Origin of the sequence: Streptomyces sp. NPDC052773, from assembly GCF_044547145.1 — a bacterium.
Lineage (GTDB): Bacteria > Actinomycetota > Actinomycetes > Streptomycetales > Streptomycetaceae > Streptomyces.
The window spans coordinates 1-22,242 of sequence record NZ_JBITZX010000024.1 but is presented as its reverse complement, the minus strand read 5'-3'; the positions used below and the strand labels follow the sequence as shown (position 1 = coordinate 22,242).

The following is a 22,242-nucleotide window of genomic DNA, read 5'->3' as shown; positions in this document are numbered from 1 at the left end:
AGGGTGGGCCCGGAAAGGTGCGGCTGCACCCCGGCTGTCACCGACCGATGACATCCGATCTGCCTCGATCCACGCTAAGTCAGGGATCGACCCACATATGAACGTGCCGTACGTGCCTGAACAACCCGCAGATATCTGTCAGGCGCGGTGACTGGGGGATACATGCCTCACATGCCAGTCGCCCGCTCGACACCCGAGATAACTGACCCGGCTGCCCTCGACGGAGAAGGCGCCGGGCGCCGAGCTGTCGAGCAGGATGACGGGGCGGCCCAGGTCGAAGCGGATGGGGCGCCCTTGGTCGTAGTGGTCACTGGCGACCGCGTGCCGGCCGGCGTTGCGGAGGCGGAGCTTCACGACGTGCGGGTTGCGCAGCATCTGGCCCTCGTAGCTCATGGTGAGCGCTCCGGGCAGTGAGCCGGCGGTCGCGTCCATCGCCGTCACTCCTCGCCTCCCCCTCACCCCGCCGAGGCACGTGCCGGTATGCCAGGGCGGGTCGACGTCCGAGGCCACGGTACGACAACGTGACCTCGGCGGCGGGTGGGGGCTGGTCAGAAGAGTCCCTTGTAGCCCTGCCAGCCGGTGGCGATCCGTACCCGGGACGCGAACGAGCCCTTGCCGTTGCCGGTGCTGCGCCAGACGTTGCCGGAGGTGTCGCGGGAGACGAGGTCGGCCTTGCCGTCGCCGGTGATGTCGCCGACGCCGGTGACGGAGTCGTAGGAGCCGCCCCAGTCGTCGAAGACCTTCACGCGGGACGTGAACGTGCCCGAGCCGGTGCCGTTGTAGCGCCACAGCTCGTTGGACTTGTCCTGGGCGAGGAGGTCGCCGCGGCCGTCGCCGTTGAGGTCGCCGGCGCCGATGATCTTCTTGTAGCCGGTCCAGCGGGAGTAGAGCTTGGTGCGGGCGGAGAGCGTGCCGCTGCTGGTGGCCTTGAAGAGGTAGACGTCCCCGGTCGAGGCCTGGCGCGCGATCAGGTCGGCGCGTCCGTCGCCGGTGATGTCACCGGGGGAGGTCAGGATGTCGTACTGGGTCCAGCCCGAGGTGCCGAGGGACGTGTACGGCGTCGACGTCGTGAGCGCCTTGCCGCAGCCGGGCTTGTAGGCGCGCAGGGCGCCGCTGCTCAGCCGGATCAGCACGTCGTTGCAGCGGTCGCCGTTCAGGTCGCCGTAGGGCACCGCCTTGAGCGTGGTCGGCCAGCCGGTGCCGGTGGTCTTGGTGGAGAACGTCCCGGTGCCGTCGCCGCGGTGGTAGGTCAGGCCGCCGGAGCTGTTGAGCGTCAGCAGCTCGCCGATGCCGTCGGAGCCGATGAAGTCCCGGGCCACGGCGGCGGCGCCGCTCAGCTTGAGCGTCCCGGAGCGGGTCAGGGCCGGGCCCTGAGCGTCGGCCGGGGTGGCGGTCAGCGTCCAGGTGTAGGTGCCGTTGGGCACCAGCCGGCCGGAGCCGTCCTTGCCGTTCCACACCGGGGCGACCACGCCGCGCGCCTGGCCGCCGGTGAGCGTGCGGACGGTCGTACCGGTCGCCTTGTGCCTGATCACCAGCTGCCAGGAGGCGGCCGGCTTGTTCAGCCACCACTTCGGGCTCCACTGCCCGGTGCCGCCCTTGACGTCCGCCGAGCCGGCGACGGTCGCGTCGAGCTGGGCGAGGGCGGAGACGGGGACGCCGCTGGGGGTCAGGCGGACGGCGCCGTCGCCGCGGTGCTGGGCGATGACACCGGTGTACGGGTCGACGTCCCAGGCGTCCCACTCGAACTTCCCGGCGGTGTGCGACTCGGCCTTGCCGCCGCGCACGTCGATCACCGTGAGCTGGCCGTCCCGCACGGTGGCGACGAAGCCGTCACCGAGCTGCGCCTGCTCCCAGCCGGAGCCGGTCACGAGGGTCAGGTTGGTCTGGGTGGCGGTGTCGTAGACGCCCTGGGCCTCGATGCCGCCCACGCACGTCCACAGCAGCCAGCGGCCGACGGCCTGGAAGTCGTTCAGGAGGCAGCCCCTGCCGAACCACACCGGGTTGCCCCGCTGTCCGGTCAGCAGGTCGACGGGGACCACGCTGTCGCTGCCGTCCGCCTGCCACAGGGTGGTGCCCCAGATCCCCGCGACGCCCTCCGTCGTCGTGTACACGGTGCGCCCGGTGTCCAGGTCGACGACCCGCATCTGCGTCGCGTCGCCGCTGTACGGCTCCCGCAGCGCGGCGAACCGGCCGCCGACGGCCGCCACCGCGTCGTAGACGCGCGAGGTGTCGATCCGGGTGCCGGGCATCGACTGGGCGGGGCCCAGGACGTGCGGCTGCTGGGCGGCGGTCGTGCCGTAGCCGGAGATGACCGTGCGGCCGTCACCGGTGTCGTGCAGGCGGGGGCGCTCGTTCGTGTAGTTCTCGGGGAGTACGCGGCCCCGCGTGGTGCGCGCGCCGGGCGTGAGGGAGCCGGTCGCGTCGATCTCCCGGGTGTGGAGATACGTCCACTTCCGCGCGGGGTCCTTCTCCAGGGTGTTCAGCCGCCCCTGGGTCAGGGTCAGCTGGGAGACCGTGTGGTTCTGCTCGCGCAGGGAGCCGTCGGCGATCCGGCGCACGGTCGTCCCGCCGCCGTCGGCGGTCTCGACGAGGGAGATTCCCCAGTCCTGGGGACGGGAGCCGCCCGCCACCAGGAGCCCGCCGTCCGGGGTGGGCAGGGCGCGCCCGAACGACCGCTCGAGGAGGGGCCGGGTGGTGCCGTCGGGGGCGACGGCCTCGACCCGCCACAGCGGCAGCCCCACGTCGTAGCCGCCGAGCGTCTCGTCGTACCGGGAGACGACGACGGAGTTGCCGACCATGCCGAGCAGCTGCACGTCGCCGCGGATCGTCAGGGTCCGGGAGGTGGTGGTCAGGTCGTCGCGCGCTGCGATGGCGACCTTGCCGTACTCCTCCCACCACATCAGGTGGGTGGGGGTGAGGACGAAACCGTAGGGGTATTCGGCGGCGTACGGCAGCGGGAGCAGCCGGCCCTGGGCGACGTCCAGCCAGCCGGTGTACGCCTTGCCGTCCGCGCGGTAGGTGACGACCTGTCCCTTCGGGTCGCCGAGCGCGCCGTTGGCCGTCGCGGTCCAGGTGATGCCCTGGGGGACGCCCTCCACCGCGCGGTCGGTGAACGTGCCGTCCTCCCGGGTGTCCAGGAGGTGCCAGCGGGCGTCGGTGCCCAGCGTCCCGGCGACGGTCACGACCGTCCACCCGAGGCTGCTGAAGTAGGTGTGCCCCTCCGGGACGGTGACCGTGCGGGACTCGCCGGTCGCCATGTCCCGCAGCGTCACGGTCCCGGCCGACGCGTCGTGGCGGGCGACGACGTCGGAGCCGACGCCGAACTCGGGGACGTCGTACGTGCCGGACGCGTCGACGACCGTGTCGGCGCCGGCGTACGTCGTCCACAGCCGGCCGCGCCCGTGCTCGTACCGGAGGAAACCGGACGGCCCCGCGCCCAGCAGCCGTGTCTCGGGCAGCTGGGCCGTGGTGGCGGGGACCAGGACCTCTCCGGCGACCGTCTCACCGTGTGCGGTGCCGGTCGTCAGCGGGGCGAGGCCCACGGCGAGCGTGAAGGAAACGGCGGCGGCGGTCGCGACGCGTCCGAGCGCACGTCTGGCCATACGGGCTTCTCCAGGGATGGCGGGGAAAGGCCGGGGAAGGCGCGTACGGCATGCCGGTGGCCCACAGGCCGTGCGGCAGCACCTGTGGCGGACGGCGTTCAGGCCCCCCTCAACGCGAGTGGCCGGATCCTAGCAGTCGGGCGGGGCGTGATCGACGGCAAGCCGTCGCGTACGTGCCTTCCGCACCGCCGGGAGCAGGGGCGGCCGAGCGGTCGCGGTGGGGCTCGCCTGGGGAGGGGGACCACTTTCGGCCACCGGTGGCCGGGGCCCGCGCCCGCGAAACGGAGGTGCCCGCCGGACGCGACGCGGTGCGGAAGGTGTCGCGTCCGGCGGGCGGCGTGGTGCCGCGGTGCTCAGCGGAAGTTCACGTCACTGCACAGGAAGTACGTCTGGTCCATGTGCGACGCCTGCCAGATCGTGTAGACGACGTGGCGGCCGCTCAGACCGGAGGTGCTGACGGGGATCGAGTAGTTCTGGCTGGGCGCGTACCGGCCGGTGCGGGTGACCAGTTGCAGGTCGCTCCAGCGCAGCGGCTGCGTGGTGGGGTCGAAGCCCTGGCGGGTGACGTAGACCAGGAAGTAGTCCGCGCCGTGGCTGGCCTGGTCGTAGAGCTTGATGGTGAAGTTGCTCGAGACGTCCGTCGTCTTCCACGGGCCCACGGCGTCCAGCGAGTTGTAGCGGCCACCCTCGGTGCGGCCTCCGCTGCAGAGCTGGCCGTCGGGCACGACCGCCTGGAAGTTGCCGCCGGAGCCGTTGCGGTACAGGCCGTTCCAGTTCCACATGGCGTTCGGGTTGGCCTGCCACGCCTGCCAGCACATCGGGTCCTGCTGGGCCATGGCCGGGTTCTGGAAGTCGCTGCCCCAGCGCTGCCAGCAGCCGTAGTTGCGGGACGCCGGGTCGACGACCGAGCCGTGGGCCCGGGCGGTGCCGCTCCCGGGGATCAGGGTGATCAGCAGGGCGGCGAGCAGGCTCAGGAAGAGGGCGGGACGGAGGCCGGCCCGCGTGATGGCGTGCCCATGACACCTCGTGACTGCCGTACGTAGCACGGTCTCTCTCTTTCTCATGGGGGGATCGGAGTGGGAGCCGTACCGGTGGGGGTCGGGCTTTTGGGAGCGCTCCCATTCACAGGCTGCTCCCTGGGAAACGGTGCCGCAACGCTTGGATTGCGCCATCTTGTGCCGGACGACCCGTACGCAGCCGTCGCGCGGCCGTACCGCAACCGTGACGCGCCCGTCGGCGACCGGAAAGCGGCCGTCACCTGCCCGCCGCCGACCGGAAAGTGGCCCGGATCACAGCCCCCGGGTGCATAGCGAGCGCACAGCCACCGTCTTTCCTCACACGTAGGCAACTGGCGGGAGCGGGGACGTGCGCATGGAGCAAGCTCGGGCCGGTGAGTTCGACGAGTTCGTGGCGGCCCGCTGGTCGGCGTTGCTCCATCTCGCGCGGCTGCTCACCGGCGGCGATCGGCATCGGGCCGAGGACCTGGTGCAGGAGTCCCTGGTCAAGCTCTGGTTCGTGTGGCCGAAAGTCGGCGAGGAGGCACCCGAGGCCTATGTCCGTACGGTGATGGCGCGCGCGGCGGCGCGGTCGGCCCGGCGGCGTTGGTGGGGGGAGCGGCCCGTCGAGCGGCTGCCCGACACCCCGGCGGCCGGGGACGTGTCCGCGGCCGTGGCGGAGCGGTCCCGGCTGGAGGCCGCGCTCGGCCTGCTGTCGGCGAAGCAGCGGGCCGCGGTGGTGCTGCGCTACTACCAGGACCTTCCCGAGCGCCAGGTGGCGGAAGCGCTGGGGTGCCCGCTGGGCACGGCTCGGTCCCATACCGCGCGTGGAGTGGCCCGGCTGCGGCAGCTGTTGGCCGATGTCATCGAGCCGGTGGGGTGAAGGAGAAGCCATGGACCACTTCGAACGGCAGCTCGCGCGGATGATGCGCGGCGCCGAGGAGCACACCCCCTTCGAGCCGCGGCACCGGGAACGGCTCATGGACCGCGTCCGGGCCCGCCGCCGGGCGCGGGCGGCGCGCCGGGCCGCCGGCTCGGTGCTCGCCGTCGCCGGACTGGGCCTCGGCCTGTTCCTGCTGCCCGGCACGCCCGCCGACACCGAGCCCAGCATTCCCCGGCCGCAGCCCATGACGAGTTCCCGCCCGCCGTCCCCCGCGCCGGACGCGACACCGTCCCCCGACCCGTCCCCGACCGCCCCGCCCGGGACGACGACCGCGCCCCCGAGCACGTCCCCCACGACGACCGCGCCCCCGAGCACCGACCCCACGCCCACCGCCCCGGACCCGGGCTCCACCACCACGCCGCCGGCCGAGGTCACGGAGTCCGCGCCCGAGGGCGGCGACCCGACGCCGACGCCCCCCGCGTCGGACCCCGCGGACTCCGCCACCGAAACGGCGACGCGGGACGAGCCCTCCTCCGAGGCGTCGGTGTCGGTGGAGCCGGGCGGCTGACGACCGGCTCTCTCCGCCTGGCTCGCGCCCTGACTTCGTCACACCCTCACGCAGGGAACAAACAAGGACAGCAGATGACAAAGCCCACCACCGTCGTGGCCCCCGACCGCACATCGGGCCGTGCGCCCCTCCCCCGGCCGGCCCGGGCCCCCATCCCCGCCCGGCACCCGGACCCCGTCCTGGACGTGGTGGTCCCCGTCCACGACGAGGAGGCGGACCTGGAGCCGAGCGTGCGGCGGCTGCACGCGCATCTGCGGGCGACCTTCCCGTACCCGTTCCGGATCACCGTCGCCGACAACGCCAGCACCGACGGCACCCCGCGGATAGCCGCGCGGCTGGCGGCCGAACTGGCCGAGGTGGAGTGGCTGCGGCTGGCGGAGAAGGGGCGCGGCCGGGCGCTGCGCGCGGCCTGGTCCCGCTCGCCGGCCCCGGTGCTGGCGTACATGGACGTGGACCTGTCCACCGAACTCACCGCGCTGCTCCCGCTCGTGGCCCCGCTGATCTCCGGTCACTCCGACATCGCGATCGGCACCCGGCTGGCGCCCGGCGCGCGGGTGGTGCGCGGGCCCCGGCGGGAAATCGTCTCCCGCTGCTACAACGCCCTGCTGCGCTCCACCCTCGCCGTCGGCTTCTCCGACGCGCAGTGCGGCTTCAAGGCGGTACGGCGCGAGGTCGCCGAGCGGCTGCTGCCGCTGGTGCGCGACGGGGAGTGGTTCTTCGACACCGAGCTGCTGGTGATCGCCGAGCGGGCCGGGCTGCGCATCCACGAGGTGCCGGTGGACTGGGTCGACGACCCCGACAGCCGGGTGGACATCCTCGCCACCGCGCTGGCCGATCTGCGCGGCATCGCCCGGCTCGGCCGCGCGCTGACCCGCGGCACCCTCCGGCCCGCCGAACTGCACCCGGGCGCCGGGGCACCGCCGGCCGGACCGGTCGGCCAGCTGTGGCGGTTCGCCGCCGTGGGGGCGGTGAGCACCCTCGGGCATCTGCTGCTGTACGCGGCGCTGCGCCCGGCGACCGGGGCGCAGGCCGCCAACGCGCTGGCGCTGCTGGTGTGCGCGGTCGCCAACACGGCGGCCAACCGGCGGCTCACCTTCGGGCTGCGCGGCCGGGGCGGCGCGCTGCGGCACCAGGCCAGGGGGCTGGTGGTCTTCCTGCTGGGCCTGGCCCTCACCTCGGGCTCGCTCGCCGCGCTGCACCACGCGGCGCCCGGCGCCGCGCCCGCCACGGAACTCGCCGTCATCGTCACCGCGGGTCTGACCGCGACCCTGCTGCGGTTCCTGCTCCTGCGGAGCTGGGTCTTCGGCGCCCGCCCGTCCCGTCGTACGGCGGGAGGAGCCGCCTCGTGAACGCCGCACCGGTGACCGGCCTCCCCACCCCCGCCGCCCCTCCTTCCCCGTCGTCCCCCGCCGCCCCCTGGCCCTCGCCCAACCCCGTCCGGCAGCGGCTGCGACGGGCGGCCGGACGCTACGGCCCGGTCCTCGCCGTGTACGGCGGGCTGAAGCTGACCGGCTTCGTCGTCTTCCTGTCCCTGCTGCACTTCGCCGGGGACTTCCGCGACAAGCACCCGCGCTTCGGCGGCGGCGAGCACCCCTGGGACGTCCTGGCCACCTGGGACGGCTGGTGGTACCAGCAGATCGCCACCCACGGCTACGACCCCGCGCTGGTCCCGATCCCCGGAGCCACCGGCCTGATCACCCTGGAGGGGAACTCGGCGGCGTTCTTCCCGCTCTACCCGGGGCTGATGCGGCTGGTATCCGAGGTGACCGGGCTCGGCGTGTACGGCGCCGGGCTGCTGGTCTCGATCGTCGCCTCCTTCGTCGCCGCGCTCGGCATCCACGCCGTCGTCGCCCACCTGGCCGGTCACCGCGCCGGACTGGCGGCGGCCGGGCTGTGGGCGGTGTGGCCGGGGTCGGGCGTGGAGTGGGCGGTCTACTCGGACTCGCTCTTCGTCGCCCTCGCCGCCTGGGCCTGCCACGCCGTCATGACCGGCCGCTGGCTCACCGCGGGGCTGCTCACCTGCGCCGCCGGGCTCAACCGCCCCACCTCCGGTGCCCTGATCGCCGCCCTCGGCGTGGCCGCGCTGCTCGCGCTGCGCGAGCGCCGCGACGGTGTGCTGCGCCCCCTGGCCGCACTCGCGATCGCCCCGCTCGGCCTGCTCGGCTACCTGGGCTGGGTGGGCCACGAAATGGGCGACTACGGCGGCTACTTCAGGCTCCAGCGCGACGCCTGGGCCCACACCTTCGACTACGGCCGGCACACCCTGGACGTGCTGACCTCCGTCCCGGTGGGCCACTTCGACTACCTGTCCGCGTTCCCCTTCGCGGACCTGATCGCCGTGGGAGTCGTCCTCCTGGCCTTCGCGCTGCTGCCGCTGCTGATCCGTGCGCGCCCGCCGGCCGTGCTGGTCGTCTACACCGTCCTCACCCTGGCCCTCGTCCTGGGCAGCCAGCAGATCTTCGCCAACGTCTCCCGCTATCTGCTCCCCGCCTTCCCGCTGTTCCTCCCCCTCGCCGCCGCCCTGCGCCGCCTGACCACGCCCCAGCTGCTCTCCCTCCTGGGCCTGGCCGCGCTGGCGTCGGGCTCGTACGCGGGATACGCGCTGTTCGAGCTGGGCGTCCCGTAACCATATTTAGAGACAGAGATATGTGTGACAGCGATATTTGGAGCCTGAATGGCCCATTGATCAAGTAATTATCGAGGCCCCTGTTCACCCATTTGCCGCGCACCCGCCGAAGTACGGCAACGTTAGGGGGGATATGGACAAAGCAACCAGGGAAGGGCGCTATCGCCTCCTCGTGCGGCGCCCGGTGGGGAACGCGAGTGAACACCCGGCCGTGGTGCAGGCCACCGAGCCCCTTCTGCGGGAATTCATGGATCTGCTGAGCACGCTGGAGGCCGATCTGGCGCAACGGTGGCTCAAGACCGAAAACCGATGATCTCTCCGGAATCGGAGCAGTCAGACTGCGTCATGTACGACAATGGAAATCTGTCGCACCCCCTGGTGCCGCCGGACGCGGCCTGGGATCCCGCCGAGGAACTGGCCTGGATGCTTCGGGAGGCCATCGACGAGGACCTTCACAATGATCTTCATAGATTTCCCGGGCCGCGCGACGAGGAATCGATCATCGCGCCGGCCGACGGCACACCGCTGGGGAATCTCCAGGAGATCACCGCTGAGCTGCCACCGCTGAGGCGCGCGCGCCGCGGTCACCGCCGGGTTCCCGAGCGCAGACGCGGCAGCGCGGTGCAGACGATGAGCTATCTCGTCGCCGCGCTGGCGGCGGCCATCGCCTCCGCGGTGAGTCTCTTCAGCGGGCTGGTCGCCTGCGATCCGCTGCGGGTGGTGGCCACGGACCGCGTACCGGGCGGCATCGTCCCATGGTGGCCCCTGCTGGTGTACGGGCCGTGGCTGGTCGCGTCGCTCTCCGTGCTGCGGGCCGCGCTCCACCGGCGCCGCGCGCTGCACTCGTGGTGCACGGTCCTGTTCTTCTCGGCGATCACGATCCTCCTGTGCGTCCTCCAGGCCCCGAAGACCCTGCTGGACACCATCGCCGCCGCCCTGCCGGGTCTCGCCTCGCTCGCCTGCTTCCAGCAGGCCGTCCGGCAGATCACCCTGACCCGGGCGCCCCGCAAGTCGATGCCCCGGCACCGGACCAGGACCACGTGAAACCTTTCGGCTGACATGCGGCCGGCCGCCACGCGGCTCCCCCTTTTCCCGCAAGGTTGTCCTGCCATGGGTCACCGCGTCACCGAAGTGGAATTGCCGCCGCTGTTCTGTCCGCTGGAATACGCCGTCCATCCTCATGTGCGGCGCATCGGGCAGCGGGCCGAGGAGTGGATCCACGCGAGCGGTATGTGCGCCACCGAACGGGAAAAGGCGTGGGTCATCGCCACGCACAGCGGTTCGACGCGGGTGCCCCACAAGCCGGAACGTCACCGCACTTCGCCGGCCGCCAGGATCACCGATGCGGCTCAGCAGGCATCTCTGTTCACTGTTCGCATTATTTGCTTTATTTGCTTTATTTGCTTGAGCGGAAGACCTGTCGGTACGACTGCGGCGAGACGGTGGTCAGCCGGGCGAAGTGATGGCGGAGGTTGGCCGCGGTGCCGAAACCGGTGCGCCGGGCGACGGACTCCACGGGATCGTCGGTGGTCTCCAGCAGTTCCTGCGCCAGGCGGACCCGCTCCTGGAGGATCCACTGGAGCGGGGTGGTGCCCAGGACCTCGCGGAAGCGGCGGGCGAAGGTGCGCTCGCTGAGGTGGGCCGCGCGGGCCAGCGCGGCGACGGTCAGCGGTTCGTGCAGCCGCTCGCGCGCCCAGTCGAGGACCGGACCGAGCCCGGCGTCCGGGCGGTCGCGGCCGTCGCGGGACGCGTGGGCGAGAGGCGTGGCGTACTGGCTCTGGCCGCCCTCGCGGTGCGGGGGTACGACCATCCGGCGGGCCACCTCGTTGGCGACCGCCGCGCCGCGGTCGTGGCGGACCAGGTGGAGGCAGAGGTCGATGACGGCGCCGGTGCCCGCCGAGGTGAAGACGGTGCCGTCCTGGACGTAGAGGGTGTGCGGCTCGTAGGTGACTTCGGGGAAGCGGCGGGCGAAGTCGGCGGCGTTCATCCAGTGGGTGGTGGCCCGGCGGCCCTCCAGCAGGCCGGCCGCGGCGAGGACGTACGCGCCGCTGCACAGGGAGACGATCCGGCGCCCGCGCGCGTGGGCGGTGCGCACCGCGTCGAGCAGCGGCTGTGGCGGATCGAGCTGCACCCGGCGCTCGCAGGCGCCCACGATCACGGTGTCCGCCTCGGCCAGGTCGTCCAGGTCGTACGGGGTGTGCAGGGTGAGGCCGGCGGGGGTGCGCAGGAGGCCGGGTTCGGCGGCGCACAGCCGCAGTTCGTACCAGGGGTCGCTGATCTCGCTGCGGTCGATGCCGAACACCTCGCAGGGCACGGCGAGTTCGAAGAGGGGGGCGTTGCCCGTGACGGCGACGGCGACGACGTGCCGTCCGGCGGCGCCCGTACCCTTGATGGCACACATGGCGGGAATTTAGCGCACTCGGGCGTTTCTGCCACTGGCCGGTGCCGGGGCGGGGCGGTGAGGCTGACGTCATGCCTCATCAGAACCCCGCCGAGGGGCGGCTGACCGCTGCCCACGGCACCGCCCTGTACGTCGGTGCCGTCCTCGGCACCGGAGTCATCGCCCTGCCCGCGCTCGCCGCCGAGGTCGCCGGACCGGCCTCGCTGCTGGCCTGGCTCGGGCTCGCCGTGCTGTCCGCGCCGCTCGCGGCGGCGTTCGCCGCACTGGGGGCGCGGCATCCGGACGCCGGGGGCGTCTCCACTTACGCACGGCTGGCGTTCGGCGAGCGGGTCGCCGCGGTGGCCGGCTGGTGCTTCTACTTCGCGATCCCGCCGGGTGCGGTGGCCGCCGCGCTGTTCGGAGCGTCGTACGTCTCGTCCGCGCTGGGCGGTGGCGCCACGACCACCGCGGTCACGGCGGCCGGGCTGATGGTGACCGTCACTCTGGTCAACGCGGTCGGGCTGCGGGTGACCGGGCGCGCCCAGTTCTTCCTCTTCCTGCTGCTGCTCGCGCTGCTGACGGCGGCGGTGGCGCTGTCGCTCCCGCACGCCAGCACGGAGTATCTGCGCCCCTTCGCGCCGCACGGCTGGACGGCGGTCGGCCCGGCGGCGGCGCTGCTGGTGTTCAGCTTCGCCGGGTGGGAGGCGGTCACTCATCTCGCGGGCGAGTTCCGCCGCCCGGCCCGCGACCTGCCCCGGGCGACCGGGGCGGCCGTGGTGATCGTCGGCGTGCTCTACCTGGCGGTGGCGTTCGCGGTGGTGGCCGTCCTCGGCCCGGCCGCGGCCGACTCCGACGCACCGCTCGGCGACCTGATGGCGCTCGGCCTCGGCGGCGGCGCCCGCCCCCTCGCCGCGCTCGCCGCGATCCTGCTGACGCTGGGCACCATGAACGCCTACTACGCGGGCGCCGCGAAGCTCGGTGCCGCGCTGGGCCGGGACGGCGTACTGCCCTCCTGGTTCGCCCAGGGGTCCACGGCCGGCGAGACCCCGCGCCGCAGTCTCCTCTTCGTCTCCGCCCTCGCCGGCCTGGCCCTGCTCGCCGTGACCGTCACGGGCACCGGCGCCCTGCCCGCCGTCATGCTCTCCTCCGGCTCCTTCGTGGTCGTCTACGCGATCGGCGTGGCCGCCGCGATCCGCCTCCTCCCCCGCCGCAGTCCGGGCCGCGCTGCGGCCTGGGCGGCCCTGGCGGCGGTCCTGCTCCTGCTGGCCCTCTCGGGCCTCTATCTGCTGTGGCCGCTGGTGGTGAGCTGCGGGGCGCTGCTGTCCGTGCGGCGCGGTCGCATCCGCCGGGCGCGCCGGGTGTCCCCGGAGGAGGCGTCCGAGGCGGAGGACTCGACGGTGGTCGCGTGACCTCCCTCCCGGGAGGACCCGCCCCCGCGCGCGAGCCCTGCGAGGATCGAGTCCATGTCCAGGAAGCGGAAACACGCTCCGGCGCTCGCCGAGACGGTGGCCGCGCCGCCGCCCGCGGAGCCCCTCGAATCACCCGGGTCCCCGAAGTCCTCCGAGTCCTCCGAGTCCTCCGAGTCCTCCGAGTCCTCCGAGGGCGATGGCCTCCTCGGCGGTCCGTCTCCCGCCGGCCGGGAGGAGTTCGCCGACGACACCGGGCGGCGCTGGCGGAAGGTACGCGGCCCGCTGCATCCGAGGCTCGCCAAGCGTCTGGTCGCCCAGGCCGACGAGTTCGTCATCGGTGAAGGTGGTGGGGAGCGGTTCCGGCATGTGGCGTCCGGCGACCGTCTCCCCGCCTGGCAAGCGGTCAATGACCGCTTCGACTCCGAACACACCCCGAGCTACCGGGCCTTCGAATTCCGCTCCGCCGACGGTACGACCCTGCTGTACATCGAAGAGTCCTGCTGACCGGCGACCGCCGACCGACGCCGGCGCAGGGTGCCGGCGCAGCGGGGGTGCACCCGTCCCGCGCTCTCGCCGGAGCGGAACTGCCCGTACGGCAGCGAGACTTCCCCATCCGTGATGACTTGGTCGCAGACGAGACACATCAACGTGCCGGTGAGCGCTTCGTGGTGGTCGCACAGGGCCACGGTGGAACGTGCGAGCCGACTCGCGCGCGCGACCTCGCCGTTCAGCTCCACGGCCTCCGGCTCGGCGAGCCGCCGGCGCGCCTCCTCGCCCGCGGCCAGGGCCACTTGGGCGGGCACGTCGTACCCTCCGCGTCGGGCGGCGAGCTGTTCGATCCTCGGGATCACCTCCTCCAGGAAGCGGCGAAAGTCCTCACCGAACTGCCGCACGCTGTTGCGGCCCAGCAGGTGGTGCTGATCGAGGAACCAGGTCGCTTCGGCGCGCATGGTGCCGAGACTGTGTGTGGTGGGTCGCTCGGTCTCGTCGTGGGTCGCGTTCACCGCGCGGCACCCGCCTCGCGGTGGACGGGGCAGGCACACGGCGGCAACTGGCTGATCAGCGTTTCGAGGGCGGGCTTGTAGTCGTGCGGCACGACGACCGCGGCCCGGCGGGCGCGGACCGTGCCGTAGCGGTCGACTGTGTAGACCTCGATGGTCATCTTGGGGGGTGGGTGTTCCTGGGTCCGCGCGGTAATTTCCATGACGTCGCAGCTCCTTCGCGGCTGTGGCCACGCCCCCGGACCGTTCGCAGCGGTCGCGGGGGTCTTCCGAGCTGCCGACGTTATGGGCGGTTGAGCGGGCGAAGAGGCACGGCTGCTACCCACACCGCGAGGGGTAGCGTTCGTACCCGCTGAGTGATCACACGGGCACGGCAAGTTTGCGTGCGAGGCGGAGCGCGTCGTCGCGCACCACCCGCGGCCCCGACTTGGCCAGCTCCGGCAGGGCGCTGCGCGCGTACAGGTTGTACTCGATCGTCTCCCGCGACTCCTCGTACGCCTTCTCCAGGAGGGAGACCGCGGACACCCCCTCCCCGGCCAGGCCGTACGCGCGGGCCGTCTCGATCAGGTGGTACGAGCGCCGGGTCGCCGAGGGGATCCGCTTCAGGTCCAGGGAGTCCGCGACCTGGAGCGCCTTGCCCGGTTGCAGGAGATCGTTGTACATGGTGATCGCGTAGGCGTCGACGATGCCGCGACCGAACATCAGCCACGGGTGCGCGTACTCGTCGCCCAGTCGGCGGGCCGCAGCGTCGGCCTTGTCCCAGTACCGCCAGGCGTCCCCGGCCTGCCCGGTCTTCGCGTACGACAGCGCAGCTGCCAGGTACAGCAGCCCGCGGCGGGCGATGTGGTCCGGGTCGTCGTCGGACGGCAGCAGCGCGGCCGCCTGCTCCGCGAGGTCGACCCGCGCCTCCGCGGCCTCGCCGGCGTCCCGGTGGACGTGGTTGACGTACCAGGCGGCCGAGGCGAGCGCGCGGGGGCTGTCGGCGTCCCGAGCGGCGGCCATCGCCCGGTCGCCGGTGAGCATCACCAGGTCGGGGGCGGGCTGGAAGCTCAGGAAGAGCTGGGCCAGGTGGTACGTCTCGGCGAGCGCGACCAGAGCCCGTCGGCGATCGGCTCCGTCGAGGGCTTGAGCGGCGTACCGGGTGTCCGCGAACAGTGCGGGCAGGACAGCGCCGATGCGGGACCGGTTGCCCTCGACGGAGTCCTTCGGGCCGGTGCGGCGATCGCGGGCGTGCCAGAGCTTCCACGCCTGCCGTACGCGCGCGGTCAGCACGTCGACCGGCTCCGGCTGCCGCTCGCCGACGGTGAGTTGATAGGTCGTCAGCGCGCGTTTGATCAGGGGTAGGTCGCCGTGCTGGGCCTTGCTGTACGTGGTGGCGGAGATGCGTTCGTCTCCGGTCAGTTCGGCCAGGTCCTCGACCCCGAGGACGTGCGCGAGCCGAAGCAGCTTGGGCAGCCGGGGCATTCCGATGCGACCGGTCTCGACGGCCTTGACCCACTCGGTCGACTGGCCCATGAGGCCCGCCACGACGGCCCTGGTCTTCCCCGTGCGCTCGCGGGCACGTTGCACCCGCTGGCCGAATGTCTCAACGGTCGGAATATCGGCGTGCTCAGGCATGCTGGGCTCCGTTCTGCTGCGACACCAGAACGGTACCCCTGGGGGACACACCGCGACCCCCGGTCCGCCGACGGGGGCGGTTCGGGGGCCTGGGGCGGGGTCGGGGTCAGTGGTAGGCGTGGACCACCGCGTGGCCCTTGCCTCGGCCGATCATCCACTTGTTGACCGGGGTGGTGAGGACGAAGGCGACGGCGAAGCCGCCGAGGAGGGCGTACCAGAAGAGGCCTTCGGTCAGGTGGGCGTCCATCGCGCCGGGGGTGAGGGCGATGATCGTGTTGTCGACCAGCTCCATCACCGCGATCGAGACGGTGTCGGCGGCCAGCGCCACCTTCAGCGCGCTCTTGAAGCTCAGGCCCGCCCGCAGGACCGCGAACAGGGTGAACGAGTAGCCGAAGAGGAAGGCCAGGGTGATCGCGAGGGCCATGGTCTGGGCGTTGCCCCACATCAGGGCGGTGCCGATCACCATGCCGAGGATCTCGCCGATGGCGCAGCCGGTGAGGCAGTGCAGGGTCGCCTTGACGGCCATGCTCCAGGAGGCCGGACCCTGGCCGTGGCCTTGGCCGTGCGCGTCGTGGCCCGCGTGAGCGGTGTGGCTCGTGTGGTCAGCGTGCTCTTCGTGCCCGGCGTGGTGGGTGCTGTGGTGCTGGTGAGCGGTGTGGTCCATGACGTTCTCCCCATTCCCGTCCGGCTGGGGCAGTTTCAGTTTCTCTCGGCCCCACAACTTCAACATATACCCCCGGGGGGTATGTGTCCAGTGCTCACTCGCCTACCCCCGGGGGGTATAGCGCCCGAAACGAAGGCGTTCGCCGGTCGCTGTTCAGAAATCTGAACAGCGTCCAAAGCCACAAGTATTGACGCGTCCATAGCAAGCCCTTACCGTCCGCTGAGTACGCTGTTTCGGGCCTCCACGGCGACACCCGCACGCACCATGATTCATGTACCTGAACTTCGCGCCGTAGGTCGCCACCCCACACCACGGGAGACGAACCGATGCACCTGAGACCAGCCATCGCGTCCGCGGGCCTGCTGGCCGGCACCCTCGTCGCGCTCTCCGGCACCACGGCGGCGCAGGCGGCGACCACCCGCTACGAAGCCGAGACCTCCCCCGCAGTCTGCACGGGCGCCATCGAGTCCGACTGGGCGGGCTACTCCGGCACCGGCTTCTGCAACGGCACCAACGCGACCGGCGCGTACGCCCAGTTCACGGCCGGCGCCCCCGCCGCCGGCTCGGCGACCCTGCGGATCCGCTTCGCCAACGGCACGACCACGGCCCGCGCCGCGACCCTCACCGTGAACGGCACCTCGGCGGGCACCCTGTCCTTCGAGGGCACGGGCGCGTGGGACACCTGGGCGACGAAGACGGTCAGCGTGTCCCTGGCGGCGGGCTCCAACACCATCCGCCTGAACCCGACGAGTTCGGCGGGCCTGGCGAACATCGACTATGCCGAGGTCGAAACCGCCGACGGAGGCACGACCCCGCCGCCCACCACGGGCAGTGTCCTCTACGTCGCCCCGAACGGCACGGACGGCGCGGCGGGCACCCAGACCTCCCCCACGACCCTCCCCTCGGCGATCAGCCGCATCACGCCCGGCGGCACGATCTACGTCCGCGGCGGCACGTACAACCACGCGCAGACCGTCACGATCCCGCCGACCAGCAGCGGCACGGCGAGCGCCCGGACCAAGCTGACGGCGTACCCCGGGGAGAAGCCGGTCCTCAACTTCTCCGCGATGGCGGAGGACCCGGCCAACCGCGGTCTGGCCCTCAACGGCAACTACTGGCACGTCTACGGCCTCACCGTCGAACGCGCGGGCGACAACGGCATCTTCATCGGCGGCAGCAACAACATCGTGGAACGCACGGTGACCCGCTACAACCGTGACACCGGCCTCCAGCTCTCCCGCATGGCGTCCACGACGCCCGCCTCCCAGTGGCCGTCGAACAACCTCATCCTCAGCGCGGAGTCCCACGACAACGCCGACTCCGACGGTGAGGACGCGGACGGCTTCGCCGCGAAGCTGACCTCCGGCCCCGGCAACGTCTTCCGGTACGCGGTCGCCCACAACAACATCGACGACGGCTGGGACCTCTACACCAAGCCCGACACCGGCCCCATCGGCGCCGTCACCATCGAGGACTCCCTCGCCTACGAGAACGGCACCCTCAGCGACGGCTCCCAGGCCGGCGCCGGCGACCGCAACGGCTACAAGCTCGGCGGCGAGGACATCGCCGTCAACCATGTCATCCGCCGCTCCATCGCCTACGACAACGGCAAGCACGGCTTCACGTACAACAGCAACCCGGGTTCGATGACCGTCTCCGACAACGTCAGCGTCGACAACGCTCAACGCAACTTCAACTTCGACGCCGGCACCTCGGTCTTCCGGAACAACACCTCCTGCCGCAGCTCCAGCGGCACCAACGACCGCATCATCGGCAACGCCGACGCCACCAACCAGTTCTGGACCGGCACCAACGGCTCCCGCTGCGCCTCCTACTCCGGCGCCCTGAACTGGTCGTACGCCTCGGACGGCCGCCTGGTGGTGACGTTCGGCGGCAACCAGGTCACGCGCTAGGGCCGACCCTGCTCGCACACAAGGCGCCCGGCGGGAACTCCCGGCCGGGCGCCCTTGTGTCAGTGGTCCCTGGAAGGATGCGGCGGTGACCCAGGACGCACTCATCGAAGCCGTACGCGCGAAAGTCTCCGACCGCGACCTGCCCGGCCCGGCGTCCCCGCAGGACGTCGCCGCCGTCGAGCAGGTCGTCGGACATCCCATGCCCCCGCTGCTGAAGCGGCTCTATCTCGAGGTCGCCAACGGCGGGTTCGGGCACTGGGAGGTCGTGTCGCTGACGGAGACGGGCCACTGGTTCAGCGACTGCGCCGACATCCACGAGGCCTGCGACGCCTTCCTCGGCCCCGACTCGCCGGTCCCGGCCGGGCTCGTGCCGCTCATGGACCGGGGATGCGGGATGTGGGCGTTCATCGATTTCCGGACACCGGAGGGGTGGATGTGGGACTGGGACCCCCAATTCCAGTGCTGCCCGCAACACACCCTGCTCCCGCTCGGCCAGTCCCTGGAACAGTGGCTCGGCGACTGGCTGCACGACACGGCCCACGAGGGGCCCTACCCGGGGCGGGCGGAGTGCGAGGAGCCCGGCTAGGGCTCGGTCACCGGCGTCCGAGCACGCCCGGGGTCCAGCGCACGTACTAAGCCGTGTCCGCCCTGTGGTCCAGTGCGCCCAGGATCCAGGGCATGTCCTTGCGGTGGGTGACGATCAGGACCTGGGTGCCGTTGTCGTCGCATTCGAGGACCAGGGCTCGGCCGCCGTATTCGGGGAGGGCGGGGTCGGTGTGGTAGGGCGGGCGGACGCGGAGGGGGGCGAGGGTGGGGGGTGCCTCGCGGCGGCGGAAGCTGCCGGTCGGGTCGGGGGTGGAGGCGAGGAGGCCGGGGCCGGCGACCAGGTGGCCGCCGCCGCGGGCGTACGGCACCTCGCCGAGGATCTCGCCGAGGACGACGCGTTCGCGGTCCGGTACGGACGGGGTCACGTCGACCGTGTCGTCCCCGCGCTCGCGCCGCGCCGCCAGTCGTACGCCCGCCCAGGAGAGGGCGGCGATCACAGGGCATCCCGCGGCGACGGTCAGGAACGCCTCGCCGGGGCCGTCCGTCGACAGGGCGGCGACCACGCCGAGTCCGGCGAGGGCGAACGCACCGAGGAGGGGCCAGCCGAGTTGCCAGGAGTGGGCCCGGGGGGTGGTCCGGGGGCGTCTGGACCACCAGGTGACGACTGCCATGATGCCGAGGCCGTAGAGGCCGATGCCGAGGGCCCAGGCCGTGTACACGCGGTGGTCGTCGCGCGGGTCGGCGGTGGTGGGGCGGCGTTCGGTGGGGAAGTCGACGTAGCGGATCTGGTCCCGCCAGTAGGTGACCTCGACGCGCTGTCCCGCGCCCGCGGGCGGGCTGTCGTTCAGGCGGGTGCGGCTGGAGGTGCCGTCCGCCTCCCGGAGGTACAGCCAGTAGGAGTGCGACCTGCGGCCCCGGTCCGTCTCGACGCGCTCGATCCGCGCGGTGACCGTCCACAGGCAGTCGCCGTCCCGGCCGCCGTCCGCGCCGCAGGCGACCGCCGCGCGGAAGGCCCGCTCGTCGTCGAGCGCGCCGCGCATCGGCACGAGCAGCAGCCAGGCCGCCACCAGGCCGCACACCACGCCGAGCACGATGGCGGCCCGCGTCGACCTGCGCGTCCTGGCATCTTGGCGAGCAGTCGCAGTCGGGGTCACGCGGTCATCCTGCGGGACGGGTCCGGCGCGGCCCAGGGGTGGCCCCGGCACCCTGGCGGAGCCGTTATCTGCCGGAGACCGGCAGGTGACCCGTCCGACCCGAGTGGCCCGGATCGCGGTCCGCGCCGTGGTCCGAGCCGTGGTCCGAACCGGACCGGAACCGGACGCGAACCGGGTCCGAGACGCCCGCGCCCACAGTGCCGCCATGGCTACGACACACGTCCCCAAGGACACCTCCGCCGCACCGGCCCGGGCCGGGTTCCGGCAGTGGGCCGGGCTCGCCGTCCTGCTGCTGCCGGTCGCGCTGATGACCGCCGATCTGGGAGTGCTGTGGCTCGCCACGCCGTACCTGGCGGCCGACCTGCGGCCCTCCGGGAGCGAACTGCTCTGGGCCACCGACATCTACGGGTTCATGACCTGCGGGTTCCTCGTGGTGATGGGGTCCCTGGGGGACCGGATCGGGCGGCGCCGGCTGCTGCTCGCCGGATCGGCCGGGGTGATCGTGGCGTCGCTGTTCGCGGCGTACGCCACCACTCCGGCGATGCTCATCGCGGCGCGCGCCGTGCTCGGGGTCGCCGGGGCGGCCGTGCTGCCGTCGACCCTGGCACTCATCAGCCATCTGTTCGCCGACCCCCGGCAGCGGGCCACCGCGATCGCCATGTGGGTGACCGCGCTGTCGGCGGGGATCGCCGTCGGGCCCATCGCGGGCGGGGTGCTGCTGGAGTCCTTCTGGTGGGGGTCCGTGTTCCTCATGGGCGTGCCGGTGATGGCGGTGACCGTGGTGGCCGCTCCGCTGGTGCTGCCGGAGTACCGGGATCCGGCCGCCGGGCGCATGGACTGGGTGAGCGCCGCACTGTTCCTCGGCGCCGTCCTGCCGCTCGTCCACGCCGTCAAGGACCTCGCCGAGCACGGGCCGCGCGGACAGCAGGCGCTCACCCTCGGCCTGGCCGCGGGCGTCGGCGTGCTCTTCCTGCGGCGCCAGCGGCGGCTGGAGTCGCCGCTGCTCGATCTGCGGCTGTTCGGCCACCGCGGCTTCACCGGCGCCCTGCTCGTCCTGCTGTTCGGGATGATGGCGCTGAACGGCGTCGAGTACCTCGTCCCTCAGTATCTGCTGGCCGTCTCCGGGCTCACGCCGCTCGCGGCGGGGCTGTGGCTGCTGCCCGGCACCGTCGGCCTCGTCGTCGGCTCGCAGGTGACCGCGCCGCTGGCCCGCCGTCACCGGCCCGCGTACGTCATCACCGGCGGCCTCGCGGTCGCCCTGGCCGGGTTCGTCGTCACCGCTCGGGCGGGCACCGGCAGCGGTGGCACCTGGGCGGTCTCGCTGGGGCTGGCGGTCGTCATGCTCGGCATCGCGCCGATCAGCGTCCTCGGCACAGCGCTCGCGGTGGGCGCGGCCCCCGCCCACAAGGCCGGTTCGGCGGCGGCCACCGGGCAGACGGCGTACGACCTCGGGCTCGCCCTGGGTATCGCGGTGACCGGCAGCGTCGGGGTTGCCGTCTACCGGGACCGGCTGGCCGGGCTGCGGCCCGCGGGCCTGTCCGGCGACGCCCTGCACACCGCCCAGGACACCGTCGGCGCCGCCCTCGACACGGCCCGCGCCCTGCCGCCCGGCCTCGCCGACCGGCTGGCGTCGGCCGCGCGGGAGGCGTTCACCGCCGGTTTCCACGCCACGGCCTGGGCGAGCGCGGCCCTGGCCGTGGTCACCGCCGGCCTCGCGCTGATCCTGCTGCGCCGGGTGCCGCCGGTGGGGCGGGAGGACACGGAGTAGGCGAAACGAAAAGGGAAAGGGGGCGGCGCACTCCGACCGGTGTCGGTGTACGCCGCCCGGGGGGACGAGTCGTGCCGGTGCTCGTGCGGGTCCCGGGCCCGCGTGGTCATGGCGGTTACTTCGGGTCGTCGTTGAACTTGGCTGTGGACCAGAGGTAGCCGAGGACGGCGAGGCCCAGGCACCAGGCGGCGGCGAGCCATCCGTTGTGGCCGATCCCGGTGCCCAGCAGCAGGCCGCGCAGGGTCTCGATGGCCGGGGTGAAGGGCTGGTACTCGGCGATCGGCTGGAACCAGCCCGGCATGCTTTCCAGGGGCACGAAGGTGCTGGAGATGAGCGGGAGGAAGATCAGCGGCATGGCGTTGTTGCCGGCCGCCTCCGCGTTCGGGCTGACCAGGCCCATGCCGACCGCGATCCAGGTGAGCGCCAGGGCGAAGACGGTGACCAGTCCGAAGGCCGCGAGCCATTCCAGGACGGTGGCGTCGGTGGAGCGGAAGCCGATGGCCACGGCGACCGCCCCGACGAGCACCACGCTCATCACGCACTGGAGCACGCTGCCGACGACGTGTCCGATCAGGACCGAGCCGCGGTGGATGGCCATGGTGCGGAAGCGGGCGATGATGCCCTCGGTCATGTCGTTGGAGACCGAGACCGCGGTGCCGATGGTGGTCGAGCCGACCGTCATCAGCAGCAGGCCCGGCACCAGGTAGGCGATGTAGTCGGAGCGGTCGGCGCCGGCGCCGAGGCCGGCGCTCATCGCCTCGCCGAAGATGTAGACGAAGAGCAGCAGGAGCATGACCGGCGTGAGCAGCAGGTTCAGCGTCATGGACGGGTAGCGGCGGGCGTGCAGGAGGTTGCGGCGCAGCATGGTGGCGCTGTCGCGGGCGGCGAGGGAGAGGGTGCTCATCGGGCGGTCTCCTTGGGCTGGTTCGGCAGGCTCGGCCGGTTCGGCAGGCTCGGCTGGTTCGGGACGTCGGTGCCGCCGCCGGTGAGGGCGAAGAAGACGTCGTCCAGGTCGGGGGTGTGTGTGGTGAGTTCGTCGGCCTCGACACCGACCGCGTCCAACCAGTCCACGATCGAGCGGAGTTCGCGCTGGCTGTTGTTGCTGGGGATGTGGAG

General features: G+C 72.5%; 21 protein-coding genes and 1 pseudogene. 11 read left to right on the top strand and 11 right to left on the bottom strand.

The window, feature by feature from the left end; genetic code table 11:
* Positions 1 to 138: 138 nt before the first annotated feature.
* The 3 genes from ACIG0D_RS33965 to ACIG0D_RS33955 all read right to left on the bottom strand — a co-directional run bounded on the left by ACIG0D_RS33965 (position 139) and on the right by ACIG0D_RS33955 (position 4,666).
* Complete coding sequence (locus tag ACIG0D_RS33965) at positions 139 to 432, bottom strand: hypothetical protein (RefSeq protein ID WP_399808909.1); 294 nt, start codon at positions 430 to 432, stop codon at positions 139 to 141.
* A 116-nt stretch (positions 433 to 548) separates the two neighbouring features.
* The gene (locus tag ACIG0D_RS33960) at positions 549 to 3,602 is read right to left on the bottom strand and encodes an FG-GAP-like repeat-containing protein (protein ID WP_399808906.1); all 3,054 of its coding nucleotides are present in this window, start codon (positions 3,600 to 3,602) and stop codon (positions 549 to 551) included.
* 353 nt (positions 3,603 to 3,955) lie between these two features.
* Positions 3,956 to 4,666, bottom strand: coding sequence for a lytic polysaccharide monooxygenase (locus ACIG0D_RS33955; RefSeq protein WP_399808904.1), 711 nt, complete (start codon positions 4,664 to 4,666; stop codon positions 3,956 to 3,958).
* A gap of 307 nt (positions 4,667 to 4,973) precedes the next feature.
* Here ACIG0D_RS33955 and ACIG0D_RS33950 point away from each other — a divergent pair, with 307 nt between their 5' ends.
* From ACIG0D_RS33950 to ACIG0D_RS33925, 6 genes are all read left to right on the top strand, one after another.
* Positions 4,974 to 5,480 (top strand): SigE family RNA polymerase sigma factor, encoded by a 507-nt coding sequence (locus ACIG0D_RS33950; protein WP_399808901.1) that lies wholly within the window; start codon positions 4,974 to 4,976, stop codon positions 5,478 to 5,480.
* Positions 5,481 to 5,490: 10 nt separating this feature from the next.
* Positions 5,491 to 6,048 (top strand): hypothetical protein, encoded by a 558-nt coding sequence (locus ACIG0D_RS33945; protein ID WP_399808899.1) that lies wholly within the window; start codon positions 5,491 to 5,493, stop codon positions 6,046 to 6,048.
* Positions 6,049 to 6,122: 74 nt separating this feature from the next.
* Positions 6,123 to 7,397 (top strand): glycosyltransferase, encoded by a 1,275-nt coding sequence (locus tag ACIG0D_RS33940; RefSeq protein WP_399808897.1) that lies wholly within the window; start codon positions 6,123 to 6,125, stop codon positions 7,395 to 7,397.
* Positions 7,394 to 8,674, top strand: a complete 1,281-nt coding sequence (locus ACIG0D_RS33935) for a hypothetical protein (RefSeq protein ID WP_399808895.1) — start codon at positions 7,394 to 7,396, stop codon at positions 8,672 to 8,674. Before ACIG0D_RS33940 ends, ACIG0D_RS33935 begins: the two co-directional genes overlap by 4 nt.
* A gap of 133 nt (positions 8,675 to 8,807) precedes the next feature.
* Positions 8,808 to 8,987 carry a hypothetical protein gene (locus ACIG0D_RS33930; protein ID WP_399808893.1) on the top strand — a complete coding sequence of 60 codons (180 nt, stop codon included), beginning with the start codon at positions 8,808 to 8,810 and terminating at the stop codon, positions 8,985 to 8,987.
* 32 nt (positions 8,988 to 9,019) lie between these two features.
* Positions 9,020 to 9,718, top strand: a complete 699-nt coding sequence (locus ACIG0D_RS33925) for a DUF2637 domain-containing protein (RefSeq protein WP_399808891.1) — start codon at positions 9,020 to 9,022, stop codon at positions 9,716 to 9,718.
* Between the two features lie 352 nt (positions 9,719 to 10,070).
* Here the strand turns inward: ACIG0D_RS33925 and ACIG0D_RS33920 are convergent, their stop codons facing one another.
* Positions 10,071 to 11,075 carry a GlxA family transcriptional regulator gene (locus tag ACIG0D_RS33920; protein ID WP_399808889.1) on the bottom strand — a complete coding sequence of 335 codons (1,005 nt, stop codon included), beginning with the start codon at positions 11,073 to 11,075 and terminating at the stop codon, positions 10,071 to 10,073.
* A gap of 71 nt (positions 11,076 to 11,146) precedes the next feature.
* On the opposite strand from ACIG0D_RS33920, the gene ACIG0D_RS33915 reads away from it, so the two are divergent.
* Both ACIG0D_RS33915 and ACIG0D_RS33910 read left to right on the top strand, forming a co-directional pair.
* Positions 11,147 to 12,463, top strand: coding sequence for an APC family permease (locus tag ACIG0D_RS33915; protein ID WP_399808886.1), 1,317 nt, complete (start codon positions 11,147 to 11,149; stop codon positions 12,461 to 12,463).
* Positions 12,464 to 12,517: 54 nt separating this feature from the next.
* Positions 12,518 to 12,967: a hypothetical protein gene (locus tag ACIG0D_RS33910; RefSeq protein WP_399808883.1), complete on the top strand. Its 450-nt coding sequence runs from the start codon at positions 12,518 to 12,520 to the stop codon at positions 12,965 to 12,967.
* Here ACIG0D_RS33910 and ACIG0D_RS33905 read toward each other — a convergent pair.
* The 4 genes from ACIG0D_RS33905 to ACIG0D_RS33890 all read right to left on the bottom strand — a co-directional run bounded on the left by ACIG0D_RS33905 (position 12,901) and on the right by ACIG0D_RS33890 (position 15,745).
* Positions 12,901 to 13,467 (bottom strand): DUF6415 family natural product biosynthesis protein, encoded by a 567-nt coding sequence (locus ACIG0D_RS33905; protein ID WP_399808880.1) that lies wholly within the window; start codon positions 13,465 to 13,467, stop codon positions 12,901 to 12,903. The genes ACIG0D_RS33910 and ACIG0D_RS33905 overlap by 67 nt on opposite strands.
* The gene (locus tag ACIG0D_RS33900) at positions 13,464 to 13,667 is read right to left on the bottom strand and encodes a hypothetical protein (protein WP_399808877.1); all 204 of its coding nucleotides are present in this window, start codon (positions 13,665 to 13,667) and stop codon (positions 13,464 to 13,466) included. Before ACIG0D_RS33900 ends, ACIG0D_RS33905 begins: the two co-directional genes overlap by 4 nt.
* Positions 13,668 to 13,824: 157 nt before the next feature.
* Entirely contained in the window at positions 13,825 to 15,081 is a 1,257-nt protein-coding gene (locus ACIG0D_RS33895; RefSeq protein WP_399808874.1) for a helix-turn-helix domain-containing protein, read from the bottom strand.
* A 106-nt stretch (positions 15,082 to 15,187) separates the two neighbouring features.
* Positions 15,188 to 15,745, bottom strand: coding sequence for a DUF4396 domain-containing protein (locus ACIG0D_RS33890; RefSeq protein ID WP_399808871.1), 558 nt, complete (start codon positions 15,743 to 15,745; stop codon positions 15,188 to 15,190).
* Positions 15,746 to 16,071: 326 nt separating this feature from the next.
* Here ACIG0D_RS33890 and ACIG0D_RS33885 point away from each other — a divergent pair, with 326 nt between their 5' ends.
* Positions 16,072 to 17,658 (top strand): carbohydrate-binding protein, encoded by a 1,587-nt coding sequence (locus tag ACIG0D_RS33885; RefSeq protein WP_399808868.1) that lies wholly within the window; start codon positions 16,072 to 16,074, stop codon positions 17,656 to 17,658.
* An 85-nt stretch (positions 17,659 to 17,743) separates the two neighbouring features.
* Positions 17,744 to 18,244, top strand: a complete 501-nt coding sequence (locus ACIG0D_RS33880) for an SMI1/KNR4 family protein (RefSeq protein WP_399808866.1) — start codon at positions 17,744 to 17,746, stop codon at positions 18,242 to 18,244.
* A 46-nt stretch (positions 18,245 to 18,290) separates the two neighbouring features.
* Here the strand turns inward: ACIG0D_RS33880 and ACIG0D_RS33875 are convergent, their stop codons facing one another.
* Complete coding sequence (locus ACIG0D_RS33875) at positions 18,291 to 19,358, bottom strand: hypothetical protein (RefSeq protein WP_399808863.1); 1,068 nt, start codon at positions 19,356 to 19,358, stop codon at positions 18,291 to 18,293.
* 205 nt (positions 19,359 to 19,563) lie between these two features.
* On the opposite strand from ACIG0D_RS33875, the gene ACIG0D_RS33870 reads away from it, so the two are divergent.
* Entirely contained in the window at positions 19,564 to 21,126 is a 1,563-nt protein-coding gene (locus ACIG0D_RS33870; protein WP_399808860.1) for an MFS transporter, read from the top strand.
* A gap of 115 nt (positions 21,127 to 21,241) precedes the next feature.
* On the opposite strand, the gene ACIG0D_RS33865 is transcribed toward ACIG0D_RS33870, so the two are convergent.
* Positions 21,242 to 22,030, bottom strand: coding sequence for an ABC transporter permease (locus ACIG0D_RS33865; RefSeq protein ID WP_399808857.1), 789 nt, complete (start codon positions 22,028 to 22,030; stop codon positions 21,242 to 21,244).
* Positions 22,027 to 22,242, bottom strand: a pseudogene (locus ACIG0D_RS33860) (ABC transporter); the annotation flags it as partial. The pseudogene ACIG0D_RS33860 and the gene ACIG0D_RS33865, both read right to left, overlap by 4 nt.

Bases quoted from the DNA above. Each gene is read 5' to 3' on its own strand.
- ACIG0D_RS33925 (WP_399808891.1), top strand. From the start codon at position 9,020: ATGTACGACAATGGAAATCTGTCGCACCCCCTGGTGCCGCCGGACGCG.
- ACIG0D_RS33950 (WP_399808901.1), top strand. From the start codon at position 4,974: ATGGAGCAAGCTCGGGCCGGTGAGTTCGACGAGTTCGTGGCGGCCCGC.
- ACIG0D_RS33915 (WP_399808886.1), top strand. From the start codon at position 11,147: ATGCCTCATCAGAACCCCGCCGAGGGGCGGCTGACCGCTGCCCACGGC.
- ACIG0D_RS33865 (WP_399808857.1), bottom strand. From the start codon at position 22,030: ATGAGCACCCTCTCCCTCGCCGCCCGCGACAGCGCCACCATGCTGCGC.
- ACIG0D_RS33945 (WP_399808899.1), top strand. From the start codon at position 5,491: ATGGACCACTTCGAACGGCAGCTCGCGCGGATGATGCGCGGCGCCGAG.
- ACIG0D_RS33940 (WP_399808897.1), top strand. From the start codon at position 6,123: ATGACAAAGCCCACCACCGTCGTGGCCCCCGACCGCACATCGGGCCGT.
- ACIG0D_RS33930 (WP_399808893.1), top strand. From the start codon at position 8,808: ATGGACAAAGCAACCAGGGAAGGGCGCTATCGCCTCCTCGTGCGGCGC.
- ACIG0D_RS33920 (WP_399808889.1), bottom strand. From the start codon at position 11,075: ATGTGTGCCATCAAGGGTACGGGCGCCGCCGGACGGCACGTCGTCGCC.
- ACIG0D_RS33910 (WP_399808883.1), top strand. From the start codon at position 12,518: ATGTCCAGGAAGCGGAAACACGCTCCGGCGCTCGCCGAGACGGTGGCC.
- ACIG0D_RS33960 (WP_399808906.1), bottom strand. From the start codon at position 3,602: ATGGCCAGACGTGCGCTCGGACGCGTCGCGACCGCCGCCGCCGTTTCC.
- ACIG0D_RS33890 (WP_399808871.1), bottom strand. From the start codon at position 15,745: ATGGACCACACCGCTCACCAGCACCACAGCACCCACCACGCCGGGCAC.
- ACIG0D_RS33955 (WP_399808904.1), bottom strand. From the start codon at position 4,666: ATGAGAAAGAGAGAGACCGTGCTACGTACGGCAGTCACGAGGTGTCAT.
- ACIG0D_RS33885 (WP_399808868.1), top strand. From the start codon at position 16,072: ATGCACCTGAGACCAGCCATCGCGTCCGCGGGCCTGCTGGCCGGCACC.
- ACIG0D_RS33965 (WP_399808909.1), bottom strand. From the start codon at position 432: ATGGACGCGACCGCCGGCTCACTGCCCGGAGCGCTCACCATGAGCTAC.
- ACIG0D_RS33895 (WP_399808874.1), bottom strand. From the start codon at position 15,081: ATGCCTGAGCACGCCGATATTCCGACCGTTGAGACATTCGGCCAGCGG.
- ACIG0D_RS33900 (WP_399808877.1), bottom strand. From the start codon at position 13,667: ATGGAAATTACCGCGCGGACCCAGGAACACCCACCCCCCAAGATGACC.
- ACIG0D_RS33870 (WP_399808860.1), top strand. From the start codon at position 19,564: ATGGCTACGACACACGTCCCCAAGGACACCTCCGCCGCACCGGCCCGG.